Annotated in this window: 11 protein-coding genes; 3 read left to right on the top strand and 8 right to left on the bottom strand. The window is 64.3% G+C overall.

Going from position 1 to position 13,368, the window contains the following annotated elements; all coding sequences use genetic code 11:
- Positions 1–76: 76 nt before the first annotated feature.
- Positions 77–2,098 (bottom strand): DNA primase, encoded by a 2,022-nt coding sequence (gene dnaG, locus ACVMB1_RS40915; protein ID WP_083715013.1) that lies wholly within the window; start codon positions 2,096–2,098, stop codon positions 77–79.
- A gap of 209 nt (positions 2,099–2,307) precedes the next feature.
- Between dnaG and ACVMB1_RS40910 the strand changes: the two genes are divergently transcribed.
- On the top strand, positions 2,308–2,862 hold the full coding sequence (locus ACVMB1_RS40910; protein WP_076827947.1) for a chlorite dismutase family protein: 555 nt from the start codon (positions 2,308–2,310) through the stop codon (positions 2,860–2,862).
- A gap of 155 nt (positions 2,863–3,017) precedes the next feature.
- On the opposite strand, the gene ACVMB1_RS40905 is transcribed toward ACVMB1_RS40910, so the two are convergent.
- From ACVMB1_RS40905 to ACVMB1_RS40895, 3 genes are all read right to left on the bottom strand, one after another.
- Positions 3,018–3,416, bottom strand: a complete 399-nt coding sequence (locus ACVMB1_RS40905) for a gamma-glutamylcyclotransferase family protein (RefSeq protein WP_057018063.1) — start codon at positions 3,414–3,416, stop codon at positions 3,018–3,020.
- A gap of 109 nt (positions 3,417–3,525) precedes the next feature.
- On the bottom strand, positions 3,526–4,338 hold the full coding sequence (locus tag ACVMB1_RS40900; RefSeq protein WP_076827949.1) for a transglutaminase-like domain-containing protein: 813 nt from the start codon (positions 4,336–4,338) through the stop codon (positions 3,526–3,528).
- 2 nt (positions 4,339–4,340) lie between these two features.
- Positions 4,341–5,240 (bottom strand): transglutaminase family protein, encoded by a 900-nt coding sequence (locus tag ACVMB1_RS40895; RefSeq protein ID WP_028343411.1) that lies wholly within the window; start codon positions 5,238–5,240, stop codon positions 4,341–4,343.
- 103 nt (positions 5,241–5,343) lie between these two features.
- Between ACVMB1_RS40895 and ACVMB1_RS40890 the strand changes: the two genes are divergently transcribed.
- Positions 5,344–6,141, top strand: a complete 798-nt coding sequence (locus tag ACVMB1_RS40890; protein WP_076827951.1) for an N-formylglutamate amidohydrolase — start codon at positions 5,344–5,346, stop codon at positions 6,139–6,141.
- A 128-nt stretch (positions 6,142–6,269) separates the two neighbouring features.
- Entirely contained in the window at positions 6,270–8,009 is a 1,740-nt protein-coding gene (locus ACVMB1_RS40885) for an adenylate/guanylate cyclase domain-containing protein (protein WP_244558818.1), read from the top strand.
- Between the two features lie 191 nt (positions 8,010–8,200).
- Here the strand turns inward: ACVMB1_RS40885 and ACVMB1_RS40880 are convergent, their stop codons facing one another.
- The 4 genes from ACVMB1_RS40880 to ACVMB1_RS40865 form a co-directional block, all read right to left on the bottom strand.
- The gene (locus tag ACVMB1_RS40880) at positions 8,201–8,383 is read right to left on the bottom strand and encodes a hypothetical protein (protein ID WP_057018065.1); all 183 of its coding nucleotides are present in this window, start codon (positions 8,381–8,383) and stop codon (positions 8,201–8,203) included.
- Positions 8,384–8,390: 7 nt separating this feature from the next.
- On the bottom strand, positions 8,391–9,554 hold the full coding sequence (locus ACVMB1_RS40875) for a PepSY-associated TM helix domain-containing protein (RefSeq protein ID WP_076827953.1): 1,164 nt from the start codon (positions 9,552–9,554) through the stop codon (positions 8,391–8,393).
- A gap of 9 nt (positions 9,555–9,563) precedes the next feature.
- Positions 9,564–11,825 carry a TonB-dependent siderophore receptor gene (locus ACVMB1_RS40870; protein WP_083715015.1) on the bottom strand — a complete coding sequence of 754 codons (2,262 nt, stop codon included), beginning with the start codon at positions 11,823–11,825 and terminating at the stop codon, positions 9,564–9,566.
- Positions 11,826–12,161: 336 nt separating this feature from the next.
- Entirely contained in the window at positions 12,162–13,367 is a 1,206-nt protein-coding gene (locus ACVMB1_RS40865; RefSeq protein ID WP_076827957.1) for an NAD(P)/FAD-dependent oxidoreductase, read from the bottom strand.
- Position 13,368: the final 1 nt, after the last annotated feature.

Here is a 13,368-nt window from a genome sequence, read left to right as displayed (position 1 = left end):
TGTTTTTGCAGCCAAACCATGGATTTGGCGAGTCTTTTCGCGGGTGCGGCCAGCGCCGTCCGCAGCATTTTTGTTATCAGACATTACGCTGGAACCGGCCCGATAATTCGCCGAACCCTTCAATCAGGGCTTCGGTCCCGTCGGCTTCTGCCATCCGGGCCTGGATATCCTGCAACCATGCCAGATTGGCCTCGCTGGAGTCTTCAGCCAAAGCCGCTTCCGCATCTTTTCTTTCCCTAAGTAAGGCGTGGGTTTTCTGATGCAAGGCAACGAGTTGACGCCAGGTTGATAAAACATCCTCGCGCGCCGCGCCGATCTGCGCACCCCACACCGCCTGGGTTGTGATCGCCCGCTCAACCCTTTGAAGAATAGGGGATAATCCGCCTGCTTCCAGGTCGGCCCGCATCTTCTCGGCCTGCTCCTCGGCGTCAGGGGAATGGTGATGGTCGTGGGCAAAGGCGGCGATGATGGCGGCCCTGAGCTTGTGGGCCTCGGGATGGGCGAGCTCCAGCGCCGCCACCTCCTCGAGATGGTCGTGCAGCAGCCAGGGGTGGTTGATCAGCGACTGCAGGATCAGGGCCTCGCGGCGCGAGATCGCGCTGCGCTGGCCGCGCATGATCGGGCTGTTGGCCAATTGGGGGCTGGCGGCCTGATAGGGACCCCGTGAAATCCCGGGGGTGACACCGAACCGGCCGCCCTGCGGGCCTCCCTGTCGGCCGTTTTGGGCAGGTCCCCGGGGGACAAACTGGCGGGGTGATTCGCCGCCGCGGCCGCCGCCGAAATTGCCCCTTCCGTAGCCGCCGCGGCCATAACCGCCGCGGCCGCCCTCGGGCGCAAAATTGCGCTGCAGCCGCTCCTGCAGGTCCTGCCGGTAATAGCGGCGCACCACCTCGTCGCGGATGCCATTGGTGAGCTCGCCGATCCGCGCCTCCAGCGCGGCGCGGCGCTCGGGCGTATCGAAATTGCCGCCCTCGATCTCGCGCGACCAGATCATTTCGGCGAGCGGACGCGCGGCCGAGATCACGTCCTCGATCGCGCCGCGGCCGCCGGAGCGGGCGAGATCGTCGGGGTCCTGCCCTTCCGGCAGCAGCGCAATCCGCAGGCTCTTGCCCGGCTTGAGCTGCGGCAATGCAAGGTCGGCAGCACGATAAGCCGCCTTCTGGCCGGCGCGGTCGCCGTCGAAGCAGAGGATCGGCTCGTCGACCATCTTCCAGAGCAGGCCGAGCTGGTTCTCGGTCAGCGCGGTGCCGAGCGGCGCGACGGCGCCGGGAAAGCCCGACGTGACCATGGCAATGACGTCGACATAGCCCTCGACGACGATCAGTTGTGCGCCGTCATGCGCGGCCTGCCGCGCGGTGAACAGATTGTAGAGATTGTCGCCCTTGTGAAACAGCGTGGTTTCCGGCGAGTTCAGGTACTTTGCCGGAACGTCCTTCTCCAGCGCACGCCCGCCGAATGCGATGACGCGGCCGCGGGCATCCGTGATCGGGAACATGACGCGGTCGCGGAACCGATCGAACGGCACCGGCTTGTCCTCGCCGGACACCAGAAGCCCGGCCTCTACCATGTCGTCGGTGGAGATACCTAGTGCGCCGAGATGCTCCTTCAGCGCGAAGCGATCCGGCGGCGCATAGCCCATCCGGAACTGGAGCTGGGTCGCCGGCGAGATGGCGCGGTCGGCAAGATAGCCGCGCGCCTTGGCGCCGCCCCGCGAAGCCAGCGTGTCGGCGAAGAACTTGGTCGCCAGTTCCATCACGTCGTGCAGGGTGCGGCGGTGCTGCTCGTGTCGCGCGGCATCGGGCGTCACCGCCGGCAGCGGGACACCCGCCATCGCGGCGAGACGTTCCACCGCCTCGGGGAAAGTCACGCCCTCGGTCTTCATCAGGAAGTCGAAGATGTTGCCATTCAGCCCGGACGAGAAGTCGAACCAGGCCTGCTTCTGGTCGTTGACGAAGAACGACGGCGTCTTTTCCTGCTGGAACGGCGACAGCCCCTTCCACTCCCGGCCGGCCTTCTTGAGCTTGACGCGCCTGCCCACGACTTCCGAGACCGGAAGCCGGGCGCGCAGCTCATCGAGGAATTCGGGCGTGAAACGCATCAGTCAGGATTTGGGCTCGGGCGGCGAATCGCGGACAACCGGTTAGCCATATAGCGGCACGGCCCGCCATGCCGAACAATGTGGGGCTTTTCCGGGCTATTCACAGGTCTGGCCCGTCGCGGCTCCGTCGAGCGGGTTACCCCCAAATCCACGGTGGAGAGCCTGTGCGGCAAGCTTGCCCCCTCCCCCCTTCCGGGATTGGATAGGCCATGTTCACGACATTCAGAGGCGGACAGAGCGGCGGCTGGCAGGTCACGTCCATCACGCGGGTGAAGGGCGAGACGCTGCCGAAGGTCGCGGCGTTGTCGATCGTTGCGAGCGAATCGATCGCGCTGCCGCTGCTGCCGGCGCAGACCTCCTGGCGGCTCGCCGGCGTCGCCAGCCATCTGCGCTACACCGAGAAGGAGGAGCGCGAGAAGCTCTTGGCCGTGCAGGCCGGGCTCGGCCGCAGCGAGGCAACGCACGCGGCGCTGATCCCGATCCGGAAATCCGCGGCGTGGTGGGAGCTCACGCAGGAGGAGCGCCGCAAGATCTTCGAGGACAAGTCGCACCACATCGAAGGCACCCTGAAATTCCTCCCCGCAATCGCCCGCCAGCTGTTTCATTCGCGCGACCTCGGCATGCCCTTCGACTTCCTGACCTGGTTCGAATTCGCCCCCGACCACGTCACCTTGTTCGACGAACTGGTCGGCATGCTGCGCGCGACCGAGGAATGGAGCTATGTCGAGCGCGAGGTCGACATCCGCGTGGTGCGGGAGGATTGACTTCTCTTTCGTGGTGGCCGGCACAGCCGTCAGAATGACGGCGTCGCTTCCGCTCGCCTGTGACCCGGCAATCCATCAAAAGAATGACTATTGCGAAGTGAGATGGATGCCCGGGTCAAGCCCGGGCATGACGAAACATGCGGTACGTCCGAGCGCTAATGCTCGAGGAATTTTCCTGACGCGATCCGCGGCAGCTCGGTGACCGGCCAGTTGTAGAGATAGGTCCACGCCTCGCTCACGCTGCCGTCGGCGAGCGTGACGGCAAGCATCTCGCGGACATATTCGGTCGGCGGCGGAAAGCCTTCGCCGCAGGCTTCGTACATGTCGAATTCACGCAGCATGGCCTCACGCTCCCGCAAGCGGAACAGCTCACCATGCACGATGTCGGCCGGATCGTCCGACACCACGAGGCCCGGATAATGCTTCACCAGATAGAGCCGGCCGCGGCACTGCGCCGGCCCGAGGAATTCGGCATTGCCCGCGAGCAGCTTCGCCATCGGATGGTCAAAGCCGCGCATCAGCGTGCCGTAGACGAAAAGAATATCGGAGGTCATAGGTTCAGTTGTCATTCCGGGATGGTCCGAAGGACCAGACCCGGAATCTCGAGATTCCGGGTCTGGTGCCAACGCACCATCCCGGAATGACAGAAAATCCCGGGGGACGCTAGGCCGCCGCCACCTCGTCCGTCACCACGACGAACTTCGTCAGCGTCATGCGGCCGAAGCTCGTGGTGAGGGCGACGTCGGCGGCGTCGCGGCCGGTCGCCATCAGGATGCGGCCGATCCGCGGCGTGTTGTGGCGGGCATCGAAGGTGTACCACTGGCCCGACAGATAGACCTCGAACCAGCCGGAGAAATCCATCGGCGCCGGGTCCGGCGGCACGCCGATGTCGCCGAGATAGCCGGTGCAGTAGCGTGCCGGAATGCCCATGCAGCGGCAGAAGGTGAGCGCCAGATGCGCGAAGTCGCGGCAGACGCCGGCGCGGCTTTCATAGACGTCGTGCGCCGACTTCATGTGATGGGCGTGCTGATAGCCGAACGTCACGTGGTGGTGCACGAAATCGGTGATCGCCTGCACCCGCGCCCAGCCCTGCGGTGTGTTGCCGAACAGCGACCAGGCGACATCGGTCAGCTTGTCGGTCTCGCAATAGCGGCTCGGCATCAGATAGAGCAGCATGTCGTCCGGCAATTGCTCGACCGGCAGCTGCTGTCCAGCCGGATTGACGATGTCAGGCAGTCCGGAATCGCGCACCAGCGCGCTGCCGCGGAAGGTGACGCCACCGCTGGGGGCAACGAGCCGCCCGCAGACATTGCCAAAGCTGTCGCGATAGAGGCCGATCGGCACGTCCGGTTCGGTCGAAAGGCGCTCGGTGCCGACGATGTCGGCGTAGCGCGACGGATGGATCGACAGCATGATCACCATCGGGGTCGGCTGCGCCGCCGTGTAGGTGATCTCGAAGCCGACCTTGATCTGCATCGTCAGGCCGTCTCCTGCTCCGCGTTCTCGCCGACCGAGACCACCTTGATGTCGACATCCATGCCGAGAAAGGCGTCCGCCGCGCCGAGATAGACGCCGTGCAGCGGGATCGCCTGGCGCGGGTCGCGCGCCACCGCGACGCGGATCAGATCGCGCGTGCCAACGATGCCGTTGGTCGGATCGAACTCGATCCAGCCCGCGCTCGGCAGATAGACCTGCACCCAGGCATGGGTCGAGCCGCCGCCGACATAGCCGTGCGCGCTGCCAGGCGGCATCGCGAGATAGCCGGAGACGAAGCGCGCGGCGACGCCGAGCCGGCGCAGCGCCTCGATCATGAACAGCGCATAGTCGCGGCAGGTGCCGGACTGCGTGCGCAGCGTGTCGAGCGGATGCTGGGTGCCCTGCTCATAGCGCTTGCGATAGCTGAACGCCTCGCGGATGCCGTGGGTCATGCCGCTCAGGATCTTGAAAGTCGGCGTCGGCGCCTCGACATCGAGGAAGCGCCGCGCCCAGGCCGACAGCTCGCCGTTCGGGTCGCCATATTGCGGCGTGATGAACTGCTGCAGATCGGGGAATTCCTCATCGTCGTAGAGGAACGGATAGAAATAGGCGGGATCGTCCGGCGTCAGCGCGAACGTATCGGCCGGATTGTGCTCCACCGTCGCGGTCGAGACGAAGGACAGCGTGTCGGCGCGCTCGTCGAAGGCGGCGATCGCCATGCTGTTGCCGAACACATCGTGGATCCAGCGCAGCGACATCGGCTGTGGATCGATCACAAGTGCGCTGTCGAGCACGCGCAGATCATGGCCGTCCCGGGGGCGCAGCATGATGCGGTGTTCGCCGAACGCCACCGGGCGCGCGTAGCGATAAACGGTCTTGTGATGAATAGTCAGCAGCGGCATCTTCAAACAATCATCGTGATTTCGGGCTGCATAATCTATAGAGAAAGCTGCCCGATTCCAGTTCAGCATGCCGCCTGAATAGGCAAAGTTGAGGAAAAAAGCCTTGAATTACGGAGGCGGTCCATCGTTCCTGCTCGCGAGCACCGACGCTTCACCGGTTCTTGAACACAATGCCGGCGGCCGCTCGCCGTTCCTGTTCACCTGCGACCATTACGGCAGGCTGATTCCCTCTCCGCTCGGCGACCTCGGCCTGCCCGAAGACGAGCTGGTGCGGCACATCGCCTGGGACATCGGCATCGCCGGCGTCGCAGCCCGGCTCTCGGAGCGGCTCGGCGCGCATTTGATCGCGCAGCGCTATTCGCGGCTCGTGATCGACTGCAACCGTCCGCCGCATGTCGCAAGTTCGATCCCGCTGATCAGCGAGGCCACCACGGTACCGGGCAATGAAGGCCTGTCGCGCGAGGCCGCCGAGATGCGCCGCGCGCAGATCTTCGATCCCTATCACAAACGCATCGACGAGATCATCGACGCGCGCGCGCGTCGGGGCCTGCCGACGCTGCTGGTGTCGCTGCACAGCTTCACGCCGATCTACGCCGGCATCGCGCGACCCTGGCACATCGGCACGCTCTACCACCGCGACACGGTGCTGCCGCCGCTGCTGCTGAAGCATCTGCGCGCCGAGGGCGATCTCGTGGTCGGCGACAACGAGCCCTATGCGGTCAGCGACGAGACCGACTACACGATCCCCGTGCATGGCGAGGCACGCGGCCTGATGAACTCGGGCATCGAGATCCGCCAGGACCTGATCTCCGACCAGGCCGGCGAGACGGCGTGGGCCGAACGGCTGGCGCGCATCCTCGGAGAGATCGAGGCGACGCTACGCATGGAAGCGCTGATCTAGCGACTAACGGTCAGCCAGGGCGTGGCCTCTAGCCCGAAGGCGGCTCGACGTGCTTTAATTGGCCGGGTTGAACTTCCAAGTTAGGGTAGTCCGTGGCGCCCGAGCGAGTGGAAAGGCGACTGGCAGCAGTGCTGGCGGCAGATGTCGCCGGCTACAGTCGCCTGATGGGAACGGACGAGGAAGGCACGCTCGCGCGGCTCAAGGCGGCCAGAAAAAATCTCATTGATCCAACGATCGCCGCTCATCGCGGCCGCATCGTCAAAACGACCGGCGACGGCATGCTTGTCGAATTCGGCAGCGCCGTCGATGCAGTGCGCAGCTCTGTAGAAGTCCAGAGCAGGATGGCAGAGCTTAACGCATCCGCACCGCAACAGCAGCGGATCGAATTTCGCATCGGCATTCACGTCGGCGACATCATCATCGACAACGACGACATCTTCGGCGACGGCGTCAACATCGCCGCGCGGCTGGAGAACATCGCGGACCCGGGCGGCATATGCCTGTCCGACGACGCCTACCGGCAGATCCGGGGCAAGGTCGATGCAGCCTTCGAAGACATGGGCCAACAGAATCTGAAAAACATCACTGAACCGATCCGCGCCTGGCGAATGAAGATTGGCGCCAGACCTTCGCCTGAGCGCCATCCGGCTCCTGCCGAATCGCATCACATGCGCCCGTTTTCGGGAAAGCCCTCCATCGCGGTGCTGCCGTTTCAGAACATGAGCGGAGACAACGAGCAGGAGTATTTCGCGGATGGGATCGCGGAAGACGTCCTTACGACCCTGTCAAAGATTCAGGAATTGATGGTGATAGCTCGCAACTCGAGCTTCGCGTTCAAGGGGCAGAACAGGGACATTCGCGAAATCGGGCAGATCCTGGGTGCTCGTTATCTGCTGGAGGGGAGCGTTCGAAAGATCGGCAATCGCATCAGGTTGACGGCGCAGTTGATTGATGGTCGAGACGGCGGTCATCTCTGGGCGGATCGCTTTGACGGAGACCTGGACGACGTGTTCGATCTCCAGGACCGAATTACGCAAGAGATCGTCGAAGCGCTTGAGGTCCAGTTGACGGTCGGCGAACGCGCGAGGGTGTGGAGAAAGCGCTCGGGCAGTCCGCTGGCTTATGAGTATGTTTTAAAGGGGCGCGCCCTGTACGTTAATTTCGCAAGGCAAACTCACGCACAGGCCCGGAAGCTTTTTGAACAGGCGCTGGAGATCAACGGCTCGTTTATGCCTGCGCTCTACTTGTTGGGTCTGACCCTGACTGACCAGGCGCGCTTCGGTTGGATCAAGGATGAAAATGAAGCGTATCAAGCCGCACTGGGCTGCGCTGATCGGGCTCTCGCCGCCGACCCCAGCTTCGGGGAAGCATACCTGGTGATCGGCTATGTTCGTACCTATCAACGCCGTCATGATGAGGCTGTGGCAGCAGGAGAAACCGCGATCAGCCTCGCTCCCAGCAGCTCTGACGCCCATCACATGGCGGGCATGTACCACGGCTACGCCGGCAATTTCCGAAAAGCCGTCCTCTACGAGGAACACGCCCAACGGCTCAGTCCGATTGAGCGCAACGAATCCATGGTGGACGAAGCGCGCGCAAGATTTCATCTCGGAGATTTCGCGGCGGCGCACGATATAGCCTCCCGCGTTCTGAGGCAGCGGCCGTTCTGGCTGACCGCGCAGTCGACACTCATAGCGGCGCTTTGGAATCTCGGCCGGCAAGATGAAGCGCGCCTGATCTCAAGCGACTTGCTGGCGGGCCACCCCAATTTCAGCCTGGCCCGCTGGGCCAGGCTGCTTCCGTATCGCCGACAAGGCGACCTGGATGCATTGGTCAACCCGCTACGCATGGCGGGGCTCCCGGAGTGAAGACCTGTCATCTTACAATGCCGGCGCGACGCCACACGCCAGACACCTGCGCGGCCGCGACTGCTTATTCGATTGCTCGTTCGGCTTCTTGCGCATCTCCGCGGATGAGACACCGCAGGGATCGGCATATTCCGATTGGACCGGCTTTGCTGATTGCCCGGCCGGTTCGAAGCGCGATCAGGCAAACCCGATCAATTCGGCTGGCGCCGCCAGATGAACACCAGATAGAGCAGGAGAGGCAGGCCGAGCCCGGCCCACGAGACCGCATCCCACCAGCCGTCGCCAACCAGCGCGCTGATCAATCCGACCGTGCTCACGATCGCGATGACGAGCGGGGCAGCGAAGATCTGGGTCAATGAACGATGCGAGACCATGCTGACGTCACGACGATAATGCGGGGTTGTCGAGGGAGTCGGCGTTGGCGATCGCGCGTTCCTGGCTCACGCCCGCCTTGCGGCGACGCATCCACAGATACACGCCGGTCACGAGGATGAAGATGGTCAGGATGTCGAGCAGCGCCCAGACGATCTTGAGCGGCATGCCGCCATAGTCGCCGAAATGCAGCGGCTGCGAGACGAACAGGGTCGTCACATACCAGGGCATGTCCCTTGTGTCGGTCAGCTTGCCGGTTTCCGCATCGATCAGCGCCGGCTTCAGCAGCCGCGAGGTCAGCGGCGTATCGCCGTGCAGGAACACCGCGTAGTGGCTCTTGCTGCTGAACAGGGTTCCCGGGAAGGCGACGAAGCTCGGCGTCATGCCGGGCACCGCATGGGTGGCCACTTCGACCGCCGCATTCAGCGAGGTCAGCTTCGACGGCACCGGCCGGTCCTTGTACTGCGCGGTCATTTCGGCGAGCTGGCCGAACTGCCACATCTTGAGCACGAGATCGGCCCAGGTGTTGATGACCCCGGTGAAGCCGACGACCAGCGTCCAGGCGACGAGCAGGATGCCCGCGAGATTATGGACGTCGAGCCAGCGCACGACGCGGGTCCGTTGCGCGCGATAGGCGCCGAAACGCAGTTTCCGCATCGACGGCGCATAGACCACGATGCCGGAGATGATCGCTACGCAGAACAGGATCCCCATCAATCCGAGGAACAGCTTGCCGGGCAGGCCCGCGAACATGTCGGTGTGCAGCTTCAACATGATGTAGGTGAAGCGGCCGGTCACATCGGGCGCATCGAGATAGGCGCCGGTATGGGTGTCCATCCGGATCAGCAAATTGTTGGTCGGATCGGCATCGATGGTCGGACCGACGCTGACGAACATCGCGCTCGGATCGTCGCGATCCCAGATCAGGAAGTGAGGCACCTTTCCAGGCGCCTGCGCCAGCGCGTTGCCGAGCAGACGGTCCAGATTGGCCGGCGGCGTGCCTGGCGGCACGTCGGGCGGCTTGACCTGGCTGTGCAGGAGATCGTCGATCTGCTCGTGGAAGATCAGCGGCAGGCCGGTGATGCAGAGCAGCAGCGTGAACAGCGTGCAGATGAGGCTGGTCCATTTATGGACAGCGCCCCATCGCCGCAAGGATCTGGTCGTCGCAGTCAATTTCGTTACCTAGTTCAAGGTGTACTTCATCGTGCCCAGTACCGTGCGGCCATTGCCGAGGCCGCAATAGGGAAGCCCGGTCAGGCAGGATGCAACGTAGAAGTGGTCGGTCAGGTTGGTCACGTTGACCTGCGCCTTCCATCCCTTCAGGTCCGGCCGCAGATAGGCGAAGTCGTAGCTGACCGACGCATCGAGCAAGGCATAGGAGGGAATGACAAAGGTATTGAAGTTGTCGCCGTAGGTCTCGCCGACATAGCGCACGCCGAGGCCGAGCCCAAGGCCCGCGAGCGCGCCGTCATACCAGCTATACTTGCCCCAGACCGCGACCTGGTCCTGCGCCGTGTTCATCATGTACTTGCCGGCATAGCCGGCAATGCTCGTCGTCACCCGCGGGTCGAGATGGGTGTATCCCGCCGTGATCTCGAGCTCGCGCGTGAGATTGCCCTTCAGCTCGAGCTCGAGGCCGCGGACGCGCACGGCATCGGTCTGCACGTTGAACAGCGGGTTTAACGGATCGGCCGTCAGCACGTCCTGCTGACGGATATCGAACGCTGCCGCCGTCACCATGAAGTTCGAGCCGTTCGGCTTGAACTTGACGCCGACTTCCGCGCCCTCGCCCGTCGTCGGCCTGAACGACCGGCCGGCGCTGTCGGCGCCGAGGTTGGGCGTGAACGAGGTCCCGTAGCTGACATAGGGCGCCAGGCCGATATCGAACAGGTAGCTCAGGCCGATGCGACCGGTTTGCGCCGAGTCATCGCGCGAATAATGGCCGGCCGGCGGATAGAACGCCATGCTGGTGAAGCCGGAGCTGACCCAGTCCTGGCGGCCGCTCATGGTCAGCGTCCAGCGATCGAGCTTGATCTGATCCTGCAGATAGGCGCCGAGCTGCGACTGCCTGTCGTCGCGCAGAATGAAAGGCGCCAGCGAGCTGGCTGACGGAACGGCGGTGCCGTAGACCGGACTATAGGCATCGATCGGCGCAATCGGCGTCGTGCGATAGTCCGTGTTCGCCCACAGATCGAAGTAGTCGACGCCGGCCAGCACCTTGTGGACCAGCGGCCCGGTGGCGAAATCCGCCTGCAGCTGATTGTCGAGCGCGACATTGGCGGCGTTGGCCTTGACGTAGTTGTAGGTGCGCGCGACCAGACGATCCGTCACCATGCCCTCGGTCCGCACCGATGCAAGGTCGTTGCTGACCTGGGTGTAGCGGAGGTTTTGCCGGAACTGGAAGATGTTGTCGAAGCGATGCTCGAACGCGTAGCCGACCGCGAACTGCTCGAGATGATAGCCATCCAGCCCGGGCTCGCCGAGGTAACGGCTGTAAGGAATATGTCCGTTGGGGTTGGGCAGGAAGGACACCTGTCCCGGGACGTATTGCTGGTAACCCTTGTTGTCGACCTTCTGGTACTGCGAGAGCACGGTGAAGCTGGTGTCGTAGGTCGGGCGCCAGGTGAAGCTCGGCGCGATGAACAGCTTGTTGTCCTGAACGAAGTCGGTCTGGCTGTTGCTGTCGCGGCCAAGGCCGACGATGCGGTAAAGGAACCGGGCGTCCTTGTCGGCCGGACCACCGATATCGAAGGCGCCCTGGAAGCGATCGAACGAGCCGAACGATCCCTCGATCTCGTAATGCGGCGTCTCGGTGGGCCGCTTGCTGACCAGGTTCAACAGGCCGCCCGGATCGGATTGTCCATACAGGCCGGATGACGGGCCCTTCAGGACCTCGATGCGCTCGAGACCATAGGTCTCGATGCGCGGGACCGCGAAGGTCGTGGTGTCGGTCGGCAGCCGCAACCCGTCGAGATAGCGTGGCGCGGTGAAGCCCCGCAGCTTGAACTCGTCGAAGAACGCGTTGGCGCCAAAACTCTCGATCGTCACGCCGGGCGTGTAGCGCAGTGCTTCGGTGATGTTCTGCGCGCCCTGCGCCTGGATCTGATCCTGGGTGACGATCGAGATCGACTGCGGCGTCGTCAGCACCGGGCTGTCTGTCTTGGTTGCGGTGACGCTCTGGCTGGCGAGATAGCCGGTGACCGGCCCGTTGCCGCGCTCTCCGCCGCCACCTGCCCCCGGTGCTGGAACGTTCTGCGCGGGCGCCCGGTTCGCGATCGATCGCGGCGTCGTACGTGCAGGACGCGCCGCGCGTCGCGCCGGCAGCGTCCGCCGCGCCTGCTGCTGTTGTTTCGGCGCCTCGACCGTCACCGGCGGCAGCGCCGATTGCGCAACGCTTTCTCGCGGCATCACCACACTCAGCACGAACAAACCGCTGCCGGCCATGTACCCGGCCGCCAGCGCAGTGCGACGAAACATCCGACCCCCGTCAACTCACATCGCCTTCATCCTCGCCGTCACTAACACGATGAAAGACGTACGCAGCTGATCGGTGATTAGAACACATCCAGTGTTGGGCTTATCGCCGATGGTGTTGCGAGCTCGCAACGTGAACGCAGCGAAACTGCGTCAATGCGCCTCAGATTTTTCGAGCGCTTCTAAGGACGATTCTAAACTGCGTTTCGCTCCGCGATACTTCGAGTCAGTTCCGCGCACTGCGATCGAACGACGCCGTGCGCGGAAGCGATGATCGCAGTTGCGGTGCTCTCGCCGAGCTCAGCGTCAGACTTCGGTGACGTGCTCCGGATCGGCCGATGCCAGCGCCGCGGCACGCTCGGCGCGCGGCGGATAGATCCAGACGGTGTTGATCTCCCGCTTGGTCTTCTTGGCCACATCGCCGACCATCTCGACCTTGCGCTCCCAGCCGCGGGTGAACAGAGCACCGGCCTCGCCGAGGTCGAGGCAGGTGACATAGGCCTTCTGGTGATACGGCCTGGTCGGGACACCGAGCAGCTCGGCCGCGGGGTTGTTGCCGGCAAAGGCGCCCATCCGCGTCGCGTGCTGGCACGACATCAGCGCGTAATTGCCGACATCGTCGCATGCGGCACGCGCCGCATCGCCGGTGGCGAACACACCCGCGACCGACGGTACGCGCAGATCGCGATCGACCAGCAGCCGGCCAAAATTGTCGCGCTCCGCCGGGATCTGCGTGGTCAGCGGCGCGGCGCGAATGCCCGCCGCCCAGACCACGGTCGCGGCCTCGATATGCTCGCCGCTGGAGAGCGTGACGCCGGACTTGCTGACCTCGGCGACGCCGGCGCCGAAGCGGCCTTCGACGCCGAGCTTGCGCATCGCGTCCTCGATGATCGGGCGCGGGCCCTCGCCCATGTCGGGCGCGATCGCCACGTTGCGATCGACGATCACGACGCGCGGCTTGGCGTCGCTGCCGAGGATGTCCCGGAGCCGCGCCGGCATCTCGGTCGCCGCCTCGATGCCGGTGAAGCCGCCGCCGGCAACGACCACGGTGTCGCGTGCCACTGATGCCGGCTGCCTGGCGAGGTCGTGCAGATGGCGATCGAGCGCGATCGCATCCGCAAGATTGTCGACGCTGAAGCCATGCTCGGCGAGACCGGGTACGTTCGGACGGAACAGCCGGCTGCCGGTCGCCACCACAAGGCGATCATAAGGCAGCGTCTTGCGCGCGTCCTTGGCGGTGACGATCTGCACGGTGCGGGCCTTGGTGTCGACGGCTTCGGCGCTGCCCTGCACATAGACGACGTCGATCGCGTTGAAGACGTCGAGCAGCGGCGCGGTCAGTGTCTCCGGCTTCGGCTCGTAGAGCCGCGGGCGCACCACCAGGGTCGGCTCCGGCGCGACCAGCGCGATCTCGAGCTCCTCGGGCGAAACGCCCTTGATGTCGCGCAGGCGGGCTGCGGAGAGCGCGGCGTACATGCCGGCAAAGCCGGCGCCGATGATGACAATTCGCATG

This window comes from Bradyrhizobium sp. USDA 4504 (genome assembly GCF_054063995.1).
This window is presented reverse-complemented; position numbering and strand designations above follow the sequence as displayed.